Here is a 20879-nt window from a genome sequence, read left to right on the forward strand (position 1 = left end):
GTGTGCCACGTGAATGGCTCACGGTAGGCTGATGGCATCGCAAACCACCACGATGGAAGGCGAGGTTCCCGCGCTCGGCGAGCGGCGTCGCTTCATGCTGGTGCCCGGGATCCTCGCGGTGATCGGCGCCCTGGTGACGGGCGCGATCTCCTTCGTCGTCCTCATGGGGCTGACGCCGATCGCTCCGACCGCGGCGGTGGTGAAGACGGCCACGGTGGTCAACGGCGTGTTCGTGCTGCTGCTGTGCGTGTTGATCGCGCGGGAGGTCATCCGCATGACCCGCGCGCGGCGCCACGGCAAGGCCGCCTCCCGCCTGCATGTGCGCATCGTGCTCCTGTTCGCGATCGTGGCGGCGCTGCCGGCGCTGCTGGTCGCCATCGTCGCGGGCATCACGCTGGATCTCGGTCTCGACCGATGGTTCGAGATCCGCACCCGGACGATCGTCGATTCCTCGATCAACGTGGCCGAGGCCTACGTCAACGAGAACGCGCGAAACCTCCAGGGCTCGACGCTTTCGATGGCGCAGGAGCTGCGCAGCCAGCGCCAGCTCTTCAATCTCGACCGCACTGGCTTCCGGGACCTCCTGACCGAGCAGGCGAAGGGGCGCTCGCTCCTCGGGGCGCAGCTTCTCGGCGGCGACGGCACGCCGTTCCTGCGGGCCGACATTCCCGTCGAGCGGCCCTTGCCCGTTCCGCCGGCCGACGCCCTCCAGCAGGCGGCGGAGGGCAATCTTGTCTTCATCCCGCCGGGCGTCACCAATCTCGTCGGCGCCGTGATGCGGCTGCGCGAGTTCGGCGACGTCTATCTCTACACGATCCGGGTCGTGGACCCGGAGGTGATCGGGGCGTTGCGGCTGATGCGCGAGCGCACGGCCGAGTATTCCAGCCTCGCCGACAACCGATTCGGACTGCAGATCGCCTTCGCGCTGCTCTACCTCGGCATCACGCTGATCGTCCTGCTCTCGGCGATCTGGACCGGCATCGGCGTGGCCGACCGTCTGGTCCGCCCGATCCGGCTCCTGATCTCGGCGGCGGACGAGGTGAGCGAGGGCAATCTGGGCGTGTCCGTGCCGGTGCGCGTGTCGGACGGTGACGTCGGCTCCCTGTCCAATACGTTCAACAACATGATCCGCCAGCTTCGCAGCCAGCGGCACGAGTTGGTCAACGCCAAGGACGTGATCGACGAGCGACGCCGGTTCACCGAGGCGGTCCTGTCGGGCGTCACCGCCGGCGTTCTCGGCGTCGATCGTCGGGGCGCGGTGAACATGCTCAACCCCTCCGCCGAGCGCATCCTCTCGATCCGCGGCGAGGAAGTGATCGGCCGGCCGCTCGCTGAGGTGCTGCCGGCGATCAGCGCGGTCTATGCCGCCGCCCGGCACTCGCGCCGCCGCGAGCACCAGGAGCAGATCAAGCAGCGGGTGCGGGACCGCGAGCGGGCGCTCGACGTGCGCGTGACCTCCGAGGAGGAGGAAGCCGGCGTCAGCGCCAGCGTGGTCACGATCGACGACATCACCGACCTGGTGGACGCGCAGCGGTCCTCGGCCTGGGCGGACGTCGCGAGGCGCATCGCGCACGAGATCAAGAATCCGCTGACGCCGATCCAGCTTTCGGCCGAGCGCATCCGCCGCCGCTACGGCAAGTTCATCGAGACCGACCGTGAGATCTTCGACCGCTGCGTCGACACGATCATTCGACAGGTGGCCGACATCGGCCGGATGGTGGACGAGTTCTCCACCTTCGCGCGCATGCCCAAGCCGACGCTGGAGGAACGCGACCTGCGCGAGGCGCTGCGCGAGGCCGTGTTCATGCGCGAGCTGGCGGCGCAGGGCATCACGATCGAGGGCCGGTTCGGCGACCGTCCGCTGATGGGATCCTACGACCTGCGGCTCCTCTCGCAGGCCTTCGGCAACCTCGTGAAGAACGCGGTCGAGGCGATGGAGACGCTGGAGGACCACGCGGGCCGCATCGTGGTGCGCGCCTACGCGGCGGACGGGGCGAACGTGGTCGAGATTGAAGATAATGGTCTCGGCTTCCCGAAGGAGGATCGAGATCGACTTCTCGAGCCCTATATGACGACCCGCGAAAAGGGGACGGGCCTCGGCCTCGCCATCGTGCGCAAGATCGTGGAGGAGCACGGCGGCACGATCGCGCTGGACGACGCGCCCGGCCCGGAACGCGGCGCGCTCGTCCGCATCCGTCTTCCGGCCTCCGACGGACCCGAGCCTGCCCAGACGACGAACTCAGAAGAACACGGTGAACATTGATGGCAGCGGACATCCTGATCGTTGACGACGAAGCCGACATCCGCGAGCTGGTCGCCGGCCTTCTCGACGACGAAGGCTACGAGACGCGCATGGCGAGCAACTCGGACGCGGCGCTCCAGGCGATCGCCGACCGCGTGCCGCGGCTGATCTTCCTGGACATCTGGCTGCAAGGCAGCCGGCTCGACGGGCTGGACGTCCTGGACGCGATCCGGGCCCAGCATCCGGAGGTGCCGGTGGTCATGATCTCGGGCCACGGCAACATCGAGACCGCCGTCTCTGCCATCCGGCGCGGCGCCTACGACTATATCGAGAAGCCGTTCAAGGCCGACCGGCTCGTGCTGATCGCCGAGCGCGCGCTGGAAACCTCGAAGCTGAAGCGTCAGGTCTCGGAGCTGAAGCGTCGCTCCAGCGATTCTCCCGAGCTTCTCGGCAAGTCGCATCCGATGAATCAGCTTCGCGCCACGATCGAGCGCGTGGCGCCGACCAACAGCCGCGTCATGATCCTCGGCCCCTCGGGCTCCGGCAAGGAGATGGTGGCCCGCGCGATCCACGCCGCCTCCGCGCGCGCCAAGGGCCCCTTCATCGCCCTGAACGCGGCGGCGATCACGCCCGACCGCATGGAGGTCGAGCTGTTCGGCACCGAGACGCCCCCGGGCGTCGAGCGCAAGGTCGGCGCGCTGGAGGAGGCGCACGGGGGCGTCCTGTATCTCGACGAGGTGGGCGACATGCCGCGCGAGACGCAGAACAAGATCCTGCGCGTCCTGACCGAGCAGACCTTCGAGCGGGTCGGCGGCGCCAAGCGCGTCAAGGTCGACGTGCGCATCGTCTCCTCGACTTCGCAGAACCTCGAATCGCTGATGGCGGAGGGCACGTTCCGCGAGGACCTGTTCCATCGCCTCGCCGTGGTGCCGATCTCCGTTCCGCCGCTCGCGGACCGCCGTTCCGACATCCCGATCCTGATCGAGGCCTTCATGCGGCAGATCGGCGACCAGACGGGCATCCGGCCGAAGGCGCTGAGCCCCGAGGCGCTGGCCGTGCTCCAGTCGAGCGACTGGCCCGGCAACATCCGCCAGCTCCGCAACAACATCGAGCGGCTGATGATCCTGTCGCGGCAGGACGGCGCCGAGGCGATCTCGGCGGACATGCTGCCGCACGAGGTGAGCGACATGCTGCCGAGGACCCCCAGCCAGTCGGACGGGCGGATCCTGGCTCTGCCGCTGCGCGACGCGCGCGAGGTGTTCGAGAAGGAATACCTGGTCGCCCAGATCAACCGGTTCGGCGGCAACATCTCGCGCACGGCCGAGTTCGTCGGCATGGAGCGGTCCGCGCTCCACCGGAAGCTGAAGTCGCTGGGAATCTGATCTAGCCCTCCGATGCCCATGAAGATCGTGATCTGCGGCGCCGGCCAGGTCGGCTACGGCATTGCCGAGAGCCTGGCGGGCGAGCGCAACGACGTATCGGTCATCGACACGTCGCCCGCGCTGATCGCCAACGTGCGCGAGAACCTGGACGCCAAGGGCATCGTCGGACACGGCGCCTTCCCGGACATCCTCGCGGAGGCGGGCGCGGCCGAGGCGGACATGCTGATCGCCGTGACGCTGCACGACGAGGTGAACATGGTCGCCTGCCAGGTGGCCCATTCGCTGTTCAACGTGCCGACCAAGATCGCGCGCATCCGATCCCAGGCCTACCTCCAGCCGCATTGGCAGGACCTGTTCTCGACCGACCACATGCCGATCGACGTGGTGATCTCGCCCGAGATCGAGGTCGCGCAGATGGTCTTGCGGCGTATCGCGCTGCCCGGCGCGGTCGACACGGTGCGCTTCTCCGAAGGCTCGATCTCGCTGATCGCCATCGAGTGCGGCGAGGACTGCCCGGTGCTCGGCACCCCGCTCGGGCAGCTTTCGGAACTGTTTCCCGACCTCGGCGCGACCGTGGTCGGCGTCCTGCGCGACGGAGCGATCTTCATCCCCAACGCGGTGGACGTCCTCTACGCGGGGGACCTCGCCTACGTGATCGTGGAGCAGTCGCAGGTGCGGCGGACGCTGACGATCTTCGGCCACGAGGAGCCGGACGCGGGGCGGATCGTGATCGCGGGCGGCGGCAATGTCGGCATGTCGGTCGCGATGGAGATGGAGAGCCGCAACCTCGCCTCGCGCCTGCGGCTCGTCGAGGCGGACGGCGCGCGGGCGCTGCTCGCGGCGGACAAGCTCAAGCGCACCATCGTGCTTCAGGGCAGCGCGCTCGACCCCACTATCCTCCGCGAGGCGGAGATCGGCGAGTCCGATCTCATGGTGTCGCTGACCAACGACGACCAGATCAACGTGCTCAGCTCCGCGATGGCCAAGCGTCTAGGCGCGAAGTCGAATCTCGCATTGATCAACAGCCCGACCTTCCAGGACCTCGCCAAGCACCTGGGCATCGACGCCGTGCTCAACCCGCGCTCGGTGACCATCTCGCGCATCCTCCAGCACGTCCGGCGCGGGCGCATCCGCGCCGTGCATTCGGTGCAGAACGGCATGGCCGAGGTGATCGAGGCCGAGGCGCTGGAGACGTCGCCGCTGGTTGGACAGCCGCTGCGCGAACTGGACATCCCGGACGGGATGCGAATCGGAGCGGTGACGCGCAACGGCGTGTTCATCCGCCCGACGGGGCAGACCCGCATCCGCCCCAAGGACAGGGTCGTCCTGTTCGTGCGCTCGGACACCGTTCGTCAGGTGGAGCAGTTTTTTCGCGTCAGCCTCGAGTTCTTCTGATGTGGCGCTGCAACGCCCGGATACCTATCTCCGGGACGGCCCGTCCGAAAGATCGACGCGTATTGAACGGTTCGCCGCGCTGAAGGACAACCTTCGGCGGCGGAGCGTGCGGGTGGGCCGCGGTTTCCGTCTCGTCGCGCCCTTCCGGCGCGAGCACGGCAAGAACAAGAACAGGACAGTCCGATGGCCGAACGTGCGCAGAACCTCCAGGATCTCTTTCTCAATACCGTCCGCAAGCAGAAGATCTCGCTGACGATCTTCCTCGTGAACGGCGTCAAGCTCACCGGGGTCGTGACCTCGTTCGACAACTTCTGCGTGCTGCTGCGGCGCGACGGACATTCGCAGCTCGTCTACAAGCACGCCATCTCCACGATCATGCCGTCCCAGCCCGTGAACATGAACGAGGCGGGGGACGAGGACAGGAAGGTCTGATTGACCGAACACACCGAAGAACACGAACCACGGGGCCCGATCGAGCACGAGAGGGTTCCCACGCGCGCGGCCGTCTTCGTGCCCATCGTGCGCCAGCGCGCGCCGGGCGAAGACGCGTCCGAGGCCGTGAAGCGCGGCGACGAGGAGCGGCTCGCCGAGGCGGAGGGCCTGGCGCTCGCCATCGAGCTTCAGGTCGTGGCGCGCGGCATCGTGCCCGTTTCCAAGATCCAGCCGGCGACGTTGATCGGGTCCGGTAAGGTCGAGGAACTGGCCGGCCTGATCGCGGCCGAGAAGATCGGGCTGGTGATCGTCGACCATCCGCTGACCCCGGTGCAGCAGCGCAACCTGGAGAAGGAACTCAACGCGAAGGTGCTGGACCGTACCGGCCTGATCCTGGAGATCTTCGGGCGGCGGGCGCGCACCAAGGAAGGCCGGCTCCAGGTCGAGCTCGCGCACCTGAACTACCAGCGCGGCCGCCTCGTGCGGAGCTGGACGCACCTGGAGCGCCAGCGCGGCGGTGCGGGCTTCCTCGGCGGCCCCGGCGAGACGCAGATCGAGGCCGACCGCCGGCAGCTCCAGGAGAAGATCAAGCGCCTGGAGAAGGAGCTGGAGCAGGTGCGCCGGACGCGCGCGCTGCACCGGGCGAAGCGCAAGAAGGCGCCGCACCCGATCGTGGCGTTGGTCGGCTATACCAATGCCGGCAAGTCGACGCTCTTCAACAAGGTGACGGGCGCCGAGGTGCTTGCCAAGGATCTCCTGTTCGCGACGCTGGACCCGACCCTCCGGCGGATCAACCTGCCGCATGGGACGGAAGTGATCTTCTCGGACACGGTGGGCTTCATCTCCGACCTGCCGACCCATCTCGTCGCCGCTTTCCGGGCGACGCTGGAAGAGGTGGTGGAGGCGGACATCGTGCTCCACGTGCGCGACATCGCCAACCCGGACACGGCGGCGCAGGCCGCCGACGTGCGCAAGATCCTGTCGGACCTCGAGATCGACGCCGACGATCCGCAGCACGTGATCGAGGTGTGGAACAAGGCCGACCGTCTGGACGAGGCGGCGCGCGCCCAGATTGAGACCTCCGCGGCCTCGCATCCGCGCGGGCAGGCGGTGCACATCGTATCGGCGCTGACCGGAGAGAACGTCGGGGCGCTCCTGGCGGACATCGAGGGGCGGATCGCCGGTTTGGCCGAGCCCGTCTCCCTCGTGGTCCCGACCGAAGCCCTCGGCATCCTTCCCTGGGTCTACGACAATAGCGTCGTGCGCGAGCGCGAGGATCTGGAGGACGGCAGCGTGCAACTCGCGATCGACCTCACGCGGCAGGCCCGATCCGACCTCCTGCGGCTCAAGCATCGCCACCCGGACGTGCGGATCGAGGGGCTTCCGGCGATGGAGGAAGTGGAGGACTGACGACCCGAGGCGGGAGGCGCAGCGTCCTCCCGCCGCATGTCACTCGGCCGAGCGGTTCTCGGCGCCCTTGGCCTGCTGCCAGAGCGATTCCTGATCTTCCAGGTCCATGTCGGCGAGCGAGCGGCCATCCGCCGCCGCCCGCGCCTCCATCGCGGCGAAGCGGGCGCGGAACTTCGCCACCGTTCGGCGCAACGCCGCGTCCGGGTCGATCTCGTGCCGCCGCGCGAGATTGACGACCGTGAACAGGATGTCGCCGAGCTCGGCCTCCTGCGCGTCGCGGTCGTCAGTCGCGGCGGCGCTCTCGAACTCTCCGGTCTCCTCGCGCAGCTTGGCGAGGATCGGGCCGGGCTCCGTCCAGTCGAAACCGACGGTGGCCGCCTTCTCCTGGATCTTGCGGGACAGCATCAGCGCGGGAAGGGCGCCCGGAACAGCATCGAGCAGGCCGCTCCCGCCGGCGTCGGTCGCCGGCATCCATTCGCCCGCCTCGGCAGGCGCGTCCGCCGCGCTCCGCATACGCTCGCGCGCCTCGCGCCGCTCGCGCTTCTCCTCCGCCTTGATCCGCTCCCACTGGCCCTTGGCGGAGCGGGCGGATCGCGGCTCGACATCGCCGAAGACGTGGGGATGGCGGCGGATCATCTTGGCGGTGATGCCCTCCACCACGTCGTCGAACGTGAAGAGACCGATCTCGGAGGCCATCTGCGCGTAGTAGACCACCTGAAGCAGCAGGTCGCCGAGTTCCTCGCGCAGATCGGGCGCGTCGCGCCGCTCGATCGCATCGACGACCTCGTAGGTCTCCTCGATCGTGTAGGGCACGATGGAATCGAAGTTCTGCTCCACGTCCCACGGGCAACCCGTCTCCGGCTGCCGCAACGCGGCCATGATCTCGACGAGACGCGCGATGTCGCGGGATGGCTGCATGGTGTCACCGGCAAAGGAATGGTGAGCGCGCTGGGACTCGAACCCAGGACCTACAGATTAAAAGTCCGTTGCTCTACCAACTGAGCTACGCGCTCGGACGCCTACAGAAATGCTGCTGGAAGCGGGCGGACCATAGAAAGGCGGGCCCGCCCGGTCAACATGCCCGCGCCGCATTTGCCCGCATTTCCGCGCTGCGCTAGGACAGGCGCATCGACCGATCCAACCCGAGCCGAGCGCCGCATCCACTTGCTACCCGATCCGACCTACTCGGCCGCGCTGGTGGCCGGCGCCCTGTCGTTCCTGTCGCCCTGCGTCCTGCCGCTCGTCCCGCCCTACCTCTGCTACATGGCCGGGGTGTCGGTGGACGACCTCCGGCGGCCCGCGGGCGCGGCCGGCCGGGGGCAGGGACGGATCGTCGCGGCGGCTCTCCTGTTCGTGCTCGGCTTCTCCACCGTGTTCGTCGCGCTGGGAGCGGGCGCCAGTTCGATCGGCTACCTTCTGCGTACCAACCTCGACTGGCTGAGCGTCGTCGCGGGTCTGGCCATCGTCGCCATGGGTCTGCATTTCCTCGGCGTGTTCCGTGTCGCGTTCCTGACGCGCGAGGCTCGGTTCCAGGCGCCGGCGGAACGCGGCAGTCTCCTCGGTGCCTATGCCATGGGCCTCGCCTTCGCCTTCGGTTGGACGCCCTGCATCGGGCCCGTGCTCGGCGCGATCCTCGGCATTGCCGGCAGCACGCAGACCGTGGGCAGCGGCGCGGGGCTCCTGGCCGTCTATTCGCTGGGCCTCGGCATCCCGTTCCTCCTGGCGGCCCTGTTCTCCGGCGCGTTCCTGCGCGCGCTGCAGGGCTTCCGGTCCTATCTCGGGCTGGTCGAGAAGGTGATGGGCGGGTTGCTGGTGGTGACGGGCGTCCTGTTCCTCACCGGCGGCATGCAGGCCATGGCGTTCTGGCTGCTCGAAACCTTCCCCGCCTTCCAACAAATCGGCTAGCGCCCTCGACGCCCGCCGCGACGGCAGGCCGGAGAATCGAACCATGAGCAGAACCTGTCTTTCCGTCGTGCTGGCCGCGGGCGAAGGCACGCGCATGAAGTCGCGTCGGACCAAGGTCCTGCACGCGGTGGCCGGGCGCCCGCTCGTCGCCCACGTGCTGGCGAGTTCGGCGGAGGCGGGCGCCGACGCCGTGGCGCTCGTGGTCGGGCGCGACGCCGACGCCGTGTCCGCCCTCGGGCGCGGCGCGGCAGAGACCGCCAGGTGCTTCGAGCAGACCGAGCGCCTCGGCACGGCGCACGCGGTGCTGGCGGCGCGCGACGCCATCGCCGAGGGCTACGACGACGTGCTGGTGCTGTTCGGCGACACGCCGCTCCTGTCGGCCGAAACGCTGCGCCGGGCGCGCATCCAGCTCGCGGACGGCGCCGCGGTTTGCGTGGTCGGCTTCGAGGCCGCCGACCCGGCCGGTTACGGCCGGCTGCTCATGGACGGCGCGCAGCTCGCGGCGATCCGCGAGGACAAGGACGCGACGCCGGACGAGCGCCGTGTGCGCTTGTGCAACAGCGGCGTGATGGCTCTCGACGGACGGCATGCGCTGGCGCTGCTGGATCTTGTCGGCAACGAGAACGCCAAGGGCGAGTTCTACCTGACCGACGTGGTCGAGATCGCGCGCTCCGAAGGCTTGGGCGTTCGCGTGGTGCTGGCCGACGAGGTGGAGACGCTCGGCGTCAACACGCGGGCGGATCTCGCCCGCGTCGAGCAACTCTGGCAGGAGCGGCGCCGCGCCGAGATGATGGCGGCCGGCGTGACGCTGGTGGCGCCGCAGACCGTGTTCTTCTCCGCCGACACCCGGATCGAGGCCGACGTCGTGGTCGAGCCGAACGTCGTGTTCGGCCCGGGCGTCAGCATCGGCACGGGCACGGTGGTCCATGCGTTCTCGCATGTCGAAGGGGCGACGATCGGCACCGACGTCTCGATCGGTCCCTTCGCCCGGCTGAGGCCCGGCACGGAGATCGAAGCCAAGGCGCGGGTCGGCAATTTCGTGGAGACCAAGAACACCAAGCTGGCCGCCGGCGCGAAGGTCAATCACCTGACGTACCTCGGCGACGCGTCCGTCGGGCCCCGCAGCAATATCGGCGCCGGCACGATCACCTGCAATTACGACGGCCACAACAAGTTTCGTACCGCGATCGGTGCGGACGCCTTCGTCGGCTCCAACTCCTCGCTGGTGGCACCGATCGTGATCGGCGACGGTGCCTATGTCGGGTCCGGCAGCGTGGTGACGGAGGACGTGCCCGACGAGGCGCTCGCCATCGGACGTGCGCGCCAGGTCACGAAGCCCGGTCGTGGCGCCGAGATCAACGCCCGCAACGCGGCCCGCAAGTCCGGCCGCGCCTAACCGTCTGACATCAAGTTTGACCCGCGCGTTAAGCCGTCCCTTGGCCGGGCCGTGGTAACGCTCGGGACGGGATCGAATCGAGGAACCGAACCATGTGCGGCATCATCGGGATCGTCAGCCAGGAGCCGGTGGCATTGCGTCTCGTGGAGGCGCTGAAGCGGCTGGAATATCGCGGCTACGATTCCGCCGGCATCGCGACGCTGGACGGCGGCGTGCTGGACCGGCGTCGCGCAGAGGGCAAGCTGCGCAACCTGGAGGCGTGCCTCGCGGAGAATCCGCTGGCGGGCCGGATCGGCATCGGCCACACGCGCTGGGCGACGCACGGGGTTCCCAACGAGACCAACGCCCATCCGCATTTCGCGGACGGGGTGGCGGTCGTGCACAACGGCATCATCGAGAACTTCGCCGAGCTGAAGCGCGAGCTCCAGGCCGGTGGCGCGGTGTTCGCGAGCCAGACTGACACGGAGGTCGTCGCCCAGCTCCTGGCTCGCTACCGCCGCGAGGGTGCCGGCCGGCGCGAGGCGATGGAGAAGCTCTTGAAGGCCATCACGGGCGCCTATGCGCTGGCGGTGATGTTCGAGGACGACCCGTCCACCGTGATGGCGGCGCGCTCCGGCCCGCCGCTGGCGATCGGCTACGGCGAGGACGAGATGTTCCTCGGTTCCGACGCCATCGCGCTGTCGCCCTTCACGGACGAGGTGAGCTATCTCGAGGACGGCGACTGGGCGGTGATCGGCCGCGAGGGCGCGCAGGTGTTCGATGCCGACAACCGTCCGGTGGAGCGGCCGCGCCGCCGCTCGGTCGGCAAGCAGCACTATGTCGACAAGGGCAATCACCGCCACTTCATGCAGAAGGAGATCTACGAGCAGCCCGAGGTGATCGGCCACACGCTCGGCGCCTTCGTGGACATGACCACCGGCCGGACGCGCATTCCCGCCGGCGCCCAGCTCGACTTCTCCGACGTGCGCCGCATGGCCATCTCGGCCTGCGGGACGGGCTTCTACGCCGGCATGGTGGGTCGCTACTATTTCGAGCGCTACGGGCGTATCGCCTGCGATCTCGACGTGGCGTCCGAGTTCCGCTACCGCGAGAGCCCGCTCGGCGATGTCGATCTGTCGCTGTTCGTCTCGCAGTCCGGCGAAACGGCCGACACGCTGGCCTCGCTGCGCTACGCGAAGGCGGAGGGCCTCAAGACCGCCGCGATCGTCAACGTCCAGGGCTCGACCATCGCGCGCGAGGCGGACGCGGCCCTTCCGACGCTGGCCGGACCGGAGATCGGCGTCGCCTCCACGAAAGCCTTCACCTGCCAGCTCACCGCGCTCGCGGCCTTGTCGGTTCGCGCCGGCGTCCAGCGTGGCGTGCTGTCGGCGGAGCAGGAGCAGGAACTGACGCAGGCGCTGGCAGAGGCGCCGCGCATGGTCAACGCCGCGCTCCACGTGGAAGACCAGATCGAGAGCTTGGCGCGCGAGATGGCGACCTACCGCCACGCGCTGTTCCTGGGTCGCGGGTTCTCCTTCCCGCTGGCGATGGAGGGCGCGCTGAAGCTGAAGGAAATCAGCTACATCCACGCGGAAGGTTATGCGGCGGGCGAGCTGAAGCACGGGCCGATCGCCCTTATCGACGAGACGATGCCGGTGGTGGTCGTGGCGCCGTACGACCGGGTGTTCGAGAAGACCGTCTCGAACATGCAGGAAGTGGCGGCGCGCGGCGGGCGGATCATCCTCTTCACCGACGAGCGGGGCGCGGAGGCCGGGCGGGGCGTGAACGCCCACACGATCCTGCTGCCCGAGATGCCGGAGATCCTGACGCCGATCGTCTACAGCGTGCCGCTCCAGCTCCTCGCCTACCACACGGCCGTGCAGATGGGCACGGATGTCGACCAGCCGCGCAACCTGGCGAAGTCGGTCACGGTCGAGTAGGGCCGTCAGCCCGCGCGCAGGAGGCGGATCGCGTCGTCCTTGCCGAAGAGGTAGAGGAGGTTGCGGATCGCTTGGCCCCGCGGGCTGGCGAGCGCCTTGTCTGTGGCGAGCAGCAGGCGGGCGTCGTCGCGCGCGATCTCGAGAAGGTCGGCGTGCTCTTCCAGCCGCGCGATGCGGAAAGCCTGCATGCCGGATTGGCGAGTGCCCAGGAGGTCGCCTTCGCCGCGAAGGCGCAGATCCTCCTCCGCGATGCGGAAACCGTCGTTGCTCTCGCGCATCACGGCCAGGCGCGCCTTGGCGGTCTCTCCGAGGGGCGCCTTGTACAGGAGCACGCAGGACGAGGCCTTGTCGCCGCGGCCGACGCGGCCGCGAAGCTGGTGGAGCTGCGACAGGCCGAAGCGCTCCGCGTGCTCGATCACGATGATCGACGCGTCGGGCACGTCCACGCCGACCTCGATCACCGTGGTGGCCACCACGATGCGCGTCGCGCCCGACTTGAAGTCGGCCATCACGCGGTCCTTCTCCTCGGCGTTCATCCGGCCATGGACGAGGCCGACGCGGTCGCCGAAGAACTGGCGCAGCACCTCGGCGCGCTCCTCCGCCGCCGTCAGCTCGCTCTTGTCGCTCTCCTCGACCAGAGGGCAGACCCAGTAGAGCTTGTCGCCCTCCTCGATCGCCCGCCGGGCGCGCGAGACGATCTCGTCCATGCGCTCGAAGGGAACGGCGACGGTGGCGATGGGCTTGCGGCCGGCGGGTTTCCCGTGGAGCCGCGAGACGTCCATGTCGCCGAAGGCGGCGAGCACCAGCGTACGCGGGATGGGCGTCGCCGTCATCACCAGGAGGTCGGGCGCGCGCCCCTTGCGGGCGAGGCTGAGCCGCTGGTGCACGCCGAAGCGGTGCTGCTCGTCCACCACCACGAGGCCGAGGTCGCGATAGGCGACGTCGTCCTGGAAGAGCGCATGGGTGCCGACGACGATGTCCGCCTCGCCGTTGGCGATGGCGTCGAGCTTGGCCGTGCGGACCCGTCCGTTGTCCCGGCCGGTCAGCAGCACGATCGACAGGCCGGCCGCCTCGCAGAAGCGCGCGAGGCCGGCGAAGTGCTGGCGCGCGAGGATTTCGGTGGGCGCCAGCAGAGCGGACTGGGCGCCCGATTCCCTGGCCGCCGCCATCGCCAGCAGGGCCACCACGGTCTTGCCGGCGCCGACGTCGCCTTGAAGGAGGCGGAGCATGCGGACGGGCTTCGCCATGTCGGCATGGATCTCGGCGAGCACCGCGCGCTGTCCGTCCGTCAGGGCGAAGGGCAGGGCGGCTTCCGCCTTTAGGCGCAGCGCGCCGTCGCCGCCGAGGCAGCGGCCGGGCTGCCGACGTGCCCTTTCGCGCGCCAGCGCCAGCGCCATCTGGCTGGCGAGGAGTTCGTCGTAGGCGAGCCGGCGAAAGGCCGGCTTTCCGGGCGCGGGGTCGAGAGGATCCGCGGGACGGTGAAGCTGCAGCAGCGCGTCGGCAAAGCCCGGAAACCCCTCGCGGGCCGCGACACCCGGCTCGATCCATTCGTCCAGCGCTGGGAGCCGCTCGAGCGCGCTGTCGACGCTGCGGCGAAGCACCTTGCCGGACAGGCCGGCGGTCAGCGGATAGACCGGCTCCACCAGCGGCAGCGACGCCGCGTCCTCCGCCCGGCCCACGAAGTCGGGATGCACCATCGAGGCGCGCCCGTTGAACCAGTCCACCTTGCCGGACACGAGCAGCGTCTCGCCGATGGGCAGCAGCTTCTCCAGCCATTGCGGCTGGGCGCGGAAGTAGGTGAGGGCGATCTCGCCCGTGGCGTCGAACGCGATCACGCGGGCGGGCTGGTTGCGCGCCTCGCGCGAGGGGAACTGGTAGCGGTCGATCCGCACCTCCAGCGTCACCAGCGCGCCCTCGGGCGCGTCGCGGATCGGCTCGCGGCGTCGCCGGTCGATGACCCCGCTTGGCAGATGGAACAGAAGATCGCGGACCTTGGCCCCGTCCTGCGCGCCGGGCGGCGACACGAGCCCGTCCAGAAGCGCGGACAGCTTCGGCCCCACACCGGGGACGGTGGAGACCGAGGCGAAGAGCGGATCGAGTTCGGCGGGGCGCATGGGCGGTGTTTATCGTCTGTTCTCGCCGCCGCATAGGCTGACACCGCCCGGCGAGGCGCCTATATCGGGGCGAACAGGCGGGGCGCGACGGGCGTCCGGCCTTCGGCTGCATTGACACACCGGGCAGATGCGATGACGGGCACGACGCGATCCTCCTCCGACCTCGACCCCCGCCGGCGGAAAGCCCTGTTCCGGTCCTGGCATCGGGGCACGCGCGAGATGGACCTCGTGCTCGGCCGCTTCGCCGATGCCGAGATCGGCCGGCTGGACGACGAGGAGCTGACGCTCTTCGAGCACCTGATGGAAGCGCCCGATCGCGACCTGTTCTCCTGGCTGACGGGGTCGGCCGCGACGCCGGCCAACTACGACACGACCGTCTTCCGCCGCATCCGCGCCCACTACGAGCTGAACGACGAGGCCGGGGCGTGAGCGGCGCGGCCGTGCTCCAGAAGCAGCTCAAGAAGGGCGGCGGCCTGCGCGTCGGCAACGTCCTGGACGGCTACGAGCCGTTCCTGCTGGCCGAGATCGCGCGCCATCGCGGCGGGACGAAGCCGATCGTCTTCGCCATGCGCGACGGCAACCGGATGGGCGAGCTGGAGGACGCGCTGCGCTTCGTCGCGCCCGATATCCCGGTGCTGACGCTGCCGGCCTGGGACTGCCTGCCCTACGACCGCGTCGGCCCGTCGTCCGAGGCGGCCGCGCGTCGACTGTCCGCCATGTCCGCCATCGGCGCTCTTCGGCGCGACCCTCACCGCGCGATCATCCTGACCAGCGCCAACGCGCTGCTGCAGAAGATGCCGCCACTCAAGGTGCTGCAGGACGAGACGATCTCGGCCCGGGCGAGCGGGCGCATCTCGATGGACCACATCGTGCGCGTTCTCCAGCGCGGCGGCTTCGAACGGGTGACGACGGTGCGCGAGCGGGGCGAGTTCGCCGTGCGCGGCGGCATCCTCGACCTGTTCGCGCCCGGCGACGACGAGCCGCTGCGCCTCGACTTCTTCGGCGACACGCTGGAATCCATCCGCAGCTTCGATCCCGGCAGCCAGCGCACCACGGGGCAGCGCAAGACCTTCGAGTTGGCGCCGGTGTCCGAGGTGACGCTCACCGAAGAGACGATTTCGCGCTTCCGCACGAACTATGTGAAGCGGTTCGGCGCGCCCTCGCGCGACGACGCGCTCTACACGTCGATCAGCGACGGTCGCCGCTTCAGCGGCATGGAACACTGGCTGCCGCTGTTCTACGAGACCGTCGAGACGCTGTTCGACTACGTGGACGGCTTTCCCCTCGTGCTCGATCATCTCGTGGTGGAAGCGATCGGCGAGCGGCGCAAGCTGGTGCTCGACTACTACGACGCCCGGCATCGCGGCGTCGCGGAAGGCAGCGCGAACTCGGTGCCCTACAACCCGCTCGGGCCGCAGGAGCTCTACCTCACCGAGGACGAGCTGAACGGGCGCATCGCGAGCGCCGACCCCGTTCGCCTTTCCGCCTACGCGATCACCGATGCCGGCTTCCAGACCGAGGTCGTGAACCTCGACGTTCATCGCGGCCGCAACTTCGCGGCGGAGCGGCAAGCGGACGACGTCAACGTCTTCAAGGTCGCCGTCGATCACATCTCCGATCTGCGTGCGGGCGGAAAGCAGGTCATCCTCGCCGCGTGGTCGGAAGGCTCGCGCGAGCGCCTGACGCAGGTGGTCGAGGAGCATGGGCTCGGCAATATCAAGCCGGTCGAGAGCTTCAGCAAGGCGCTCGAAGTCGGCAAGAACATCGTGGCGACCGCCGTGCTCGGCATCGAGGCGGGGTTCGAGACCGACCGCTTCGCCGTGGTCGGCGAACAGGACATTCTCGGCGACCGGCTCGTTCGGCGCGGCCGGAAGAAGAAGCGCGGCGCGGACTTCATCTCGGAGGTGACGGGTCTCGACGAGGGCGACATCGTGGTCCACGTCGACCACGGGATCGGGCGCTTCGTCGGCCTACGCAAGATCGAGGCGGCCGGCGCGCCGCACGACTGCCTGGAGCTGCGCTACGCCAACGACGACCGGCTCTTCCTGCCGGTCGAAAACATCGAGCTCCTGTCGCGCTACGGCGGCGAAGGGTCGGAGGCGATCCTCGACAAGCTGGGCGGCGGCGCCTGGCAGGCGCGCAAGGCCAAGCTCAAGAAGCGGCTCCTCGACATGGCGGGCGGCCTGATCCGCAACGCCGCCGAGCGCGAGATGCGCGGGGCGCCGAGGCTGAACCCGCCCGAGGGCCTCTGGGGCGAGTTCCAGGCGCGATTCCCCTACGAGGAGACCGAGGACCAGCAGAACGCCATCGACGCGGTGGCGGACGACCTCTCCGCCGGCAAGCCGATGGACCGCCTCGTGTGCGGCGACGTCGGCTTCGGCAAGACGGAGGTCGCGTTGCGCGCCGCCTTCATCGCCGCGATGAACGGCCTGCAGGTCGCGGTCGTGGTGCCGACGACGCTGCTCGCGCGCCAGCACTTCAAGACCTTTTCCGAACGGTTCCGCGGCCTGCCGCTCAATCTCGCGCAGGCCTCGCGCCTCGTGACATCCAAGGAGCTGAACGAGACCAAGAAGGGGCTGAAGGAGGGGCAGGTCGACATCGTGGTCGGCACGCACGCCCTGCTCGGCAAGGCCGTCGACTTCAAGAACCTCGGCCTTCTCATCATCGACGAAGAGCAGCATTTCGGGGTGAAGCACAAGGAACGGCTGAAGGAGCTGAAATCTGACATCCACGTCCTGACGCTCTCCGCGACGCCGATCCCGCGCACGCTGCAACTGGCGCTGACGGGCGTGCGCGAGCTGTCGCTGATCACCACGGCGCCCGTGGACCGCATGGCGGTGCGCACCTTCGTCGCGCCCTTCGATCCCCTCGTGGTGCGCGAGACGCTGCTGCGCGAGCGCTATCGCGGCGGGCAGAGCTTCTACGTGGCGCCGCGCCTTTCGGACCTCGCCGGCATCAAGGAGTTCATGGACGAGCAGGTGCCCGAGCTGAAGGTTGCGGTGGCCCACGGCCAGATGCCGGCCGGCGAGCTCGACGACATCATGAACGCCTTCTACGAGGGCCAGTACGACGTGCTTCTCTCGACCACGATCGTGGAGTCTGGCCTCGACATCCCCTCCGCCAACACGATGATCGTTCATCGGGCGGACATGTTCGGCCTTGCGCAGCTCTACCAGCTTCGCGGACGCGTCGGCCGCTCCAAGCAGCGCGCCTATGCGCTGATGACGATCCCGGCCAACAAGACCCCGACGGCGGGCGCCGACCGGCGGCTCAAGGTGCTCCAGTCGCTGGACACGCTGGGCGCGGGTTTCCAGCTCGCCAGCCACGACCTCGACCAACGCGGCGCGGGCAACCTTCTGGGCGACGAGCAGAGCGGACACATCAAGGAGGTCGGCTTCGAACTCTACCAGCAGATGCTCGAGGAGGCGGTGGCCGAGATGAAGGGCGTCGAGGTCGAGTCCGACGGTCAGTGGTCGCCGCAGATCACGCTCGGCACCGCCGTGATGATCCCGGAAGGCTACGTCCCGGATCTCCAGCTCCGCATGACGCTCTATCGCCGCCTGGCGGAGCTGACCGAGGCCCGGGAGATCGACGCGTTCGGCGCTGAGCTGATCGACCGCTTCGGTCCGATGCCGGTGGAGGTCGAGCATCTGCTCAAGGTCGTCTTCATCAAGGCGCTGTGCCGCCGCGCCAACATCGAGAAGCTGGACGCGGGCCCGAAGGGCATCGTGATCCATTTCCGCGACAAGACCTTCGCCAACCCGGCGGCGCTGGTGCGCTACATCTCGGAACAGAGCGTGTCGGCCAAGATCCGGGCCGACCAGTCCATCGTTCTGATGCGGGACTGGCCGAAGCCCGAGCAGCGGCTGAACGGCGCAGCTTCCGTCGCCACGCAACTCGCGCGCTTCGCCGACGAGACGCTGAAGAAGGCGGCGTGAGCCGCCGCCCTCAGCTCTTCGCGTCCGCGATCCAGAACGCCGGCAGGTAGAAGCCGGTCAGCGGCGTCACCTCCGGGTGGCGCACGTCCGACCAGCGCGCCATCCATTGTTCGGGCACGTAGTAGAGCGGCACCACGTAGAAGCCGGAGATGAGGAGCCGGTCGTAAGCGCGCACGGCCGATACGAACTCCTCGCGCGAGCGCGTGGCCACCATCCGTGCGATCAGCGCGTCGACCGCCGGGTCGGCGACGCCGGCATAGTTGAACGAACCCGGCCGGTCCCGCGCCGCGGAACCCCAACGGTTGACCTGTTCGGCGCCCGGCGACAACGTGCCCGAGAAGGCGGAGATCAGGACGTCGTAGTCGAAGCTCTGCTTGCGCTTCTGGTACTGCGCGTCGTCCACTTGGCGCACCGTCACCGCGACGCCGATCCGCGACAGCGTTCGGGCCCAGGCGAGCGAGATGCGCTGCTGGTCTCCGGACTGGACCAGGATCTCGAAGCCGAGCGGCGTTCCGTCCGGCGCGACCATACGCGTGCCGTCGAGGTGATAGCCGCGCGCCTGCAGGAGGTCGAAGGCCACGCGCAGGATTGCCCGATCAGCGCCGGTCCCGTCGGCGACCGGCTGGCGGAAGCTGCCGTCCATGATCGGGGGCGCGATGCGCGCCGCGTAGGGCGCCAGGAGTTCGCGCTCGATCGCGTCGGCCGGCCGGCCGATGCTCGACAGTTCGCTGTTGTCGAAGTAGCCGCTCATGCGGGTATAGGCGTCGTAGAACAGGTTGGCGTTCGCCCATTCGAAGTCGAACACCATGCCGAGCGCGCGCCGCACTTGCGGGTCGGCGAAGACCGGGCGCCGGGCGTTGAAGAAGAATGCGTTGAGGTTGGCCGGCCGCCCGTTCGGGAACACGTCCTTGACAACCTTGCCCTCCGCCACCGCGGGGAAATCGTAGGCCGTGCGCCAGTGGCGCGGGTTCGGCTGCTGGTAGAGATAGACGGACGACAGCCCCTTCTTGAAGGCCTCGAACTGCGCGTTCTGGTCGCGGTAGTACTCGACCACGATCTCGTCGTGGTTGTCGATGCCGCGCTTGGTCGGCAGGTCCTTCGCCCAGTAGTCCGGGTTGCGGCGGTAGACGATGCGCTGGCCCGGCTCCACCCGGTCCACCAGATAGGGCCCGGACCCGACCGGCGTCCGGATGGTCGTCTGGGCGATCGTGGTCGCGTCGAACGCATCCGCCGGCAGGACGGGGAGCCCGGCCAGGAGGAGCGGAAGCTCTCGGTCGGCCTTGTCGTTGAACGTGAAGCGGACGCCGTTGGGCTCGGCCCGCTCGATGCGCGCCACCTTGGACAGCCAGTTGGAATATTGCGGGCGAACGCTGCCCTGGACCTTCAGGAGCTCCGTGGTGGCGATCACGTCCTCGGGGCGGATCGGACGGCCGTCGGAAAAGCGCGCCGCCGGGTCGAGCTGGAACTCGACGAAGCTGCGTTCGTCGTCGGTCTCCACGGTCTTCGCGATCAGCGGATAGAGGGTGAAGGCCTCGTCCGCCGAACGCTGCATCAGGGGCTCGTAGACGAGGTTGCCGAACTCCGTGTCGCCGAAGATGCCGCGCGCGGTGGTGAGGGCGCCGCGCACGCTGACGGGATTGAGATTGTCGAAATCGCCGAACACGCCGTAGACCATGCGTCCGCCCTTGGGGGCGGACGGGTCGGCGTAGGGAAAGTGATCGAAGTCGGCGGCGAGCTTCGGCTCGCCCTGCATGGCGATGGCATGGCGGGGCTCCGCGCGAGTCGCAGGCGCGGCCAGCGTCGCGGCGAGGAGGCACAGCCCGGCGGCGAGCAGCCGGCGGCGGGGGGGCGAAGCCAATCGGCCAGGCGTCATGGTCGTGGGCACTCCATCCATTTCCGGCGGGAAACTATCGAAACGGCAGAGTCTTGCCTACCACCCACCGTCCCCGCGCAAGCTTCGCGCAGGTCTTCAAACGGCCGTATTTGCAGACGACCGCACAGGTCGTTATGGAAGGCGCCGACCGGACAGAGCCATTCCGCCAAAGAAGGATGCACAACCCGTGAGAACCCGCTTTTCCGCCCGCCAGCGCGCCGCCACGATCGCCGGCCTCGCCCTTCTGGCCGCCGCTCCGGCCACTGGCGCCTTGGCCCAGGCCCAGCAGGTCCCCGCCGAGTGGTTCAAGGTCTGCTCGAAGCAGGGCGACAACGAGATCTGCAACACGCAGTACACGATGATCGCCGACACACGTCAGCTCATCACCGCCGTGAATCTAATCAACGTCTCCGGCAAGGTGAAGCAGAAGGTGCTCCAGGCTGTGGTGCCGACCGGCCGCGTCATCCCCGCCGGCGTCCAGCTCCAGATCGACGAGAACAAGCCGCAGACGCTGAACTATTCGGTCTGCTTCCCGGATCGCTGCATCGCCGAGGTCGAGCTGTCCGACGCGGTGATCAACTCGATGAAGAAGGGCAACAACCTGAAGGTCACCTCGGTGAACTTCCAGCGCCAGCCCAACCCGATCACGATCACGCTGTCCGGCTTCACTGGTGCCTACGACGGCCCGGCTCGCGCCGAGCCCGAGCTCGCGCAGCGCCAGCAGCAGCTAAACGAGGCGCTCCAGAACCAGGCCGAGGCTCGCCGACAGCGCTTCGAGGAGGCCCAGACTAAGGCCAAGGAAACCGCCGCGCAGTAATCGCCGCGGATCATCGATCATGGAAACGGCGGCCTTCGGGCCGCCGTTTTTGTACG

General features: G+C 68.8%; 14 protein-coding genes and 1 tRNA gene. 11 read left to right on the plus strand and 4 right to left on the minus strand.

Features of this window, described 5'->3' with window-relative positions; translation table 11 throughout:
- The first annotated feature begins 31 nt into the window (after window positions 1-31).
- The 5 genes from D3218_RS09685 to hflX all read left to right on the plus strand — a co-directional run bounded on the left by D3218_RS09685 (window position 32) and on the right by hflX (window position 6861).
- Window positions 32-2263, plus strand: coding sequence for a sensor histidine kinase NtrY-like (locus D3218_RS09685; RefSeq protein ID WP_119539858.1), 2232 nt, complete (start codon window positions 32-34; stop codon window positions 2261-2263).
- Window positions 2263-3624: a nitrogen assimilation response regulator NtrX gene (ntrX, locus tag D3218_RS09690; protein WP_119539859.1), complete on the plus strand. Its 1362-nt coding sequence runs from the start codon at window positions 2263-2265 to the stop codon at window positions 3622-3624. Before D3218_RS09685 ends, ntrX begins: the two co-directional genes overlap by 1 nt.
- 18 nt (window positions 3625-3642) lie before the next feature.
- Complete coding sequence (trkA, locus tag D3218_RS09695; protein ID WP_119539905.1) at window positions 3643-5019, plus strand: Trk system potassium transporter TrkA; 1377 nt, start codon at window positions 3643-3645, stop codon at window positions 5017-5019.
- Window positions 5020-5202: 183 nt separating this feature from the next.
- On the plus strand, window positions 5203-5451 hold the full coding sequence (gene hfq, locus D3218_RS09700; RefSeq protein ID WP_061936137.1) for an RNA chaperone Hfq: 249 nt from the start codon (window positions 5203-5205) through the stop codon (window positions 5449-5451).
- A gap of 39 nt (window positions 5452-5490) precedes the next feature.
- Entirely contained in the window at window positions 5491-6861 is a 1371-nt protein-coding gene (gene hflX / locus D3218_RS09705) for a GTPase HflX (protein ID WP_483458053.1), read from the plus strand.
- 39 nt (window positions 6862-6900) lie between these two features.
- Here the strand turns inward: hflX and mazG are convergent, their stop codons facing one another.
- Both mazG and D3218_RS09715 read right to left on the minus strand, forming a co-directional pair.
- Entirely contained in the window at window positions 6901-7779 is an 879-nt protein-coding gene (gene mazG, locus D3218_RS09710) for a nucleoside triphosphate pyrophosphohydrolase (RefSeq protein WP_119539860.1), read from the minus strand.
- 19 nt (window positions 7780-7798) lie between these two features.
- Window positions 7799-7874 (minus strand) — tRNA-Lys (locus tag D3218_RS09715).
- Between the two features lie 151 nt (window positions 7875-8025).
- Between D3218_RS09715 and D3218_RS09720 the strand changes: the two genes are divergently transcribed.
- The 3 genes from D3218_RS09720 (at window position 8026) to glmS (ending at window position 12081) form a co-directional block, all read left to right on the plus strand.
- On the plus strand, window positions 8026-8766 hold the full coding sequence (locus D3218_RS09720) for a cytochrome c biogenesis CcdA family protein (protein WP_245414986.1): 741 nt from the start codon (window positions 8026-8028) through the stop codon (window positions 8764-8766).
- A gap of 43 nt (window positions 8767-8809) precedes the next feature.
- A complete protein-coding gene (gene glmU, locus D3218_RS09725; RefSeq protein ID WP_119539862.1) occupies window positions 8810-10162 on the plus strand; it encodes a bifunctional UDP-N-acetylglucosamine diphosphorylase/glucosamine-1-phosphate N-acetyltransferase GlmU in 1353 nt (450 codons plus the stop codon).
- A 92-nt stretch (window positions 10163-10254) separates the two neighbouring features.
- A complete protein-coding gene (gene glmS / locus D3218_RS09730; RefSeq protein ID WP_119539863.1) occupies window positions 10255-12081 on the plus strand; it encodes a glutamine--fructose-6-phosphate transaminase (isomerizing) in 1827 nt (608 codons plus the stop codon).
- A 5-nt stretch (window positions 12082-12086) separates the two neighbouring features.
- On the opposite strand, the gene recG is transcribed toward glmS, so the two are convergent.
- Entirely contained in the window at window positions 12087-14195 is a 2109-nt protein-coding gene (gene recG, locus D3218_RS09735) for an ATP-dependent DNA helicase RecG (protein ID WP_119539864.1), read from the minus strand.
- A gap of 132 nt (window positions 14196-14327) precedes the next feature.
- Between recG and D3218_RS09740 the strand changes: the two genes are divergently transcribed.
- Window positions 14328-14624 (plus strand): FAD assembly factor SdhE, encoded by a 297-nt coding sequence (locus D3218_RS09740; protein ID WP_119539865.1) that lies wholly within the window; start codon window positions 14328-14330, stop codon window positions 14622-14624.
- Window positions 14621-18133, plus strand: a complete 3513-nt coding sequence (gene mfd / locus D3218_RS09745; RefSeq protein ID WP_168990471.1) for a transcription-repair coupling factor — start codon at window positions 14621-14623, stop codon at window positions 18131-18133. Before D3218_RS09740 ends, mfd begins: the two co-directional genes overlap by 4 nt.
- A 10-nt stretch (window positions 18134-18143) precedes the next feature.
- Here mfd and D3218_RS09750 read toward each other — a convergent pair whose 3' ends face one another.
- Window positions 18144-20006, minus strand: a complete 1863-nt coding sequence (locus tag D3218_RS09750) for an extracellular solute-binding protein (protein ID WP_245414987.1) — start codon at window positions 20004-20006, stop codon at window positions 18144-18146.
- Window positions 20007-20193: 187 nt separating this feature from the next.
- Between D3218_RS09750 and D3218_RS09755 the strand changes: the two genes are divergently transcribed.
- The gene (locus D3218_RS09755) at window positions 20194-20823 is read left to right on the plus strand and encodes an invasion associated locus B family protein (protein WP_119539866.1); all 630 of its coding nucleotides are present in this window, start codon (window positions 20194-20196) and stop codon (window positions 20821-20823) included.
- The last annotated feature ends 56 nt before the right edge of the window (window positions 20824-20879 follow it).

It is taken from the genome of Aureimonas flava (assembly GCF_003583935.1).
Classification (GTDB): Bacteria; Pseudomonadota; Alphaproteobacteria; order Rhizobiales; family Rhizobiaceae; genus Aureimonas; species Aureimonas flava.

Coding starts and splice junctions, on each gene's coding strand:
- D3218_RS09740 (WP_119539865.1), top strand. CDS start 14,328: ATGACGGGCACGACGCGATCCTCCTCCGACCTCGACCCCCGCCGGCGG.
- trkA (WP_119539905.1), top strand. CDS start 3,643: ATGAAGATCGTGATCTGCGGCGCCGGCCAGGTCGGCTACGGCATTGCC.
- D3218_RS09685 (WP_119539858.1), top strand. CDS start 32: ATGGCATCGCAAACCACCACGATGGAAGGCGAGGTTCCCGCGCTCGGC.
- recG (WP_119539864.1), bottom strand. CDS start 14,195: ATGCGCCCCGCCGAACTCGATCCGCTCTTCGCCTCGGTCTCCACCGTC.
- glmS (WP_119539863.1), top strand. CDS start 10,255: ATGTGCGGCATCATCGGGATCGTCAGCCAGGAGCCGGTGGCATTGCGT.
- D3218_RS09750 (WP_245414987.1), bottom strand. CDS start 20,006: ATGACGCCTGGCCGATTGGCTTCGCCCCCCCGCCGCCGGCTGCTCGCC.
- mazG (WP_119539860.1), bottom strand. CDS start 7,779: ATGCAGCCATCCCGCGACATCGCGCGTCTCGTCGAGATCATGGCCGCG.
- ntrX (WP_119539859.1), top strand. CDS start 2,263: ATGGCAGCGGACATCCTGATCGTTGACGACGAAGCCGACATCCGCGAG.
- hfq (WP_061936137.1), top strand. CDS start 5,203: ATGGCCGAACGTGCGCAGAACCTCCAGGATCTCTTTCTCAATACCGTC.
- glmU (WP_119539862.1), top strand. CDS start 8,810: ATGAGCAGAACCTGTCTTTCCGTCGTGCTGGCCGCGGGCGAAGGCACG.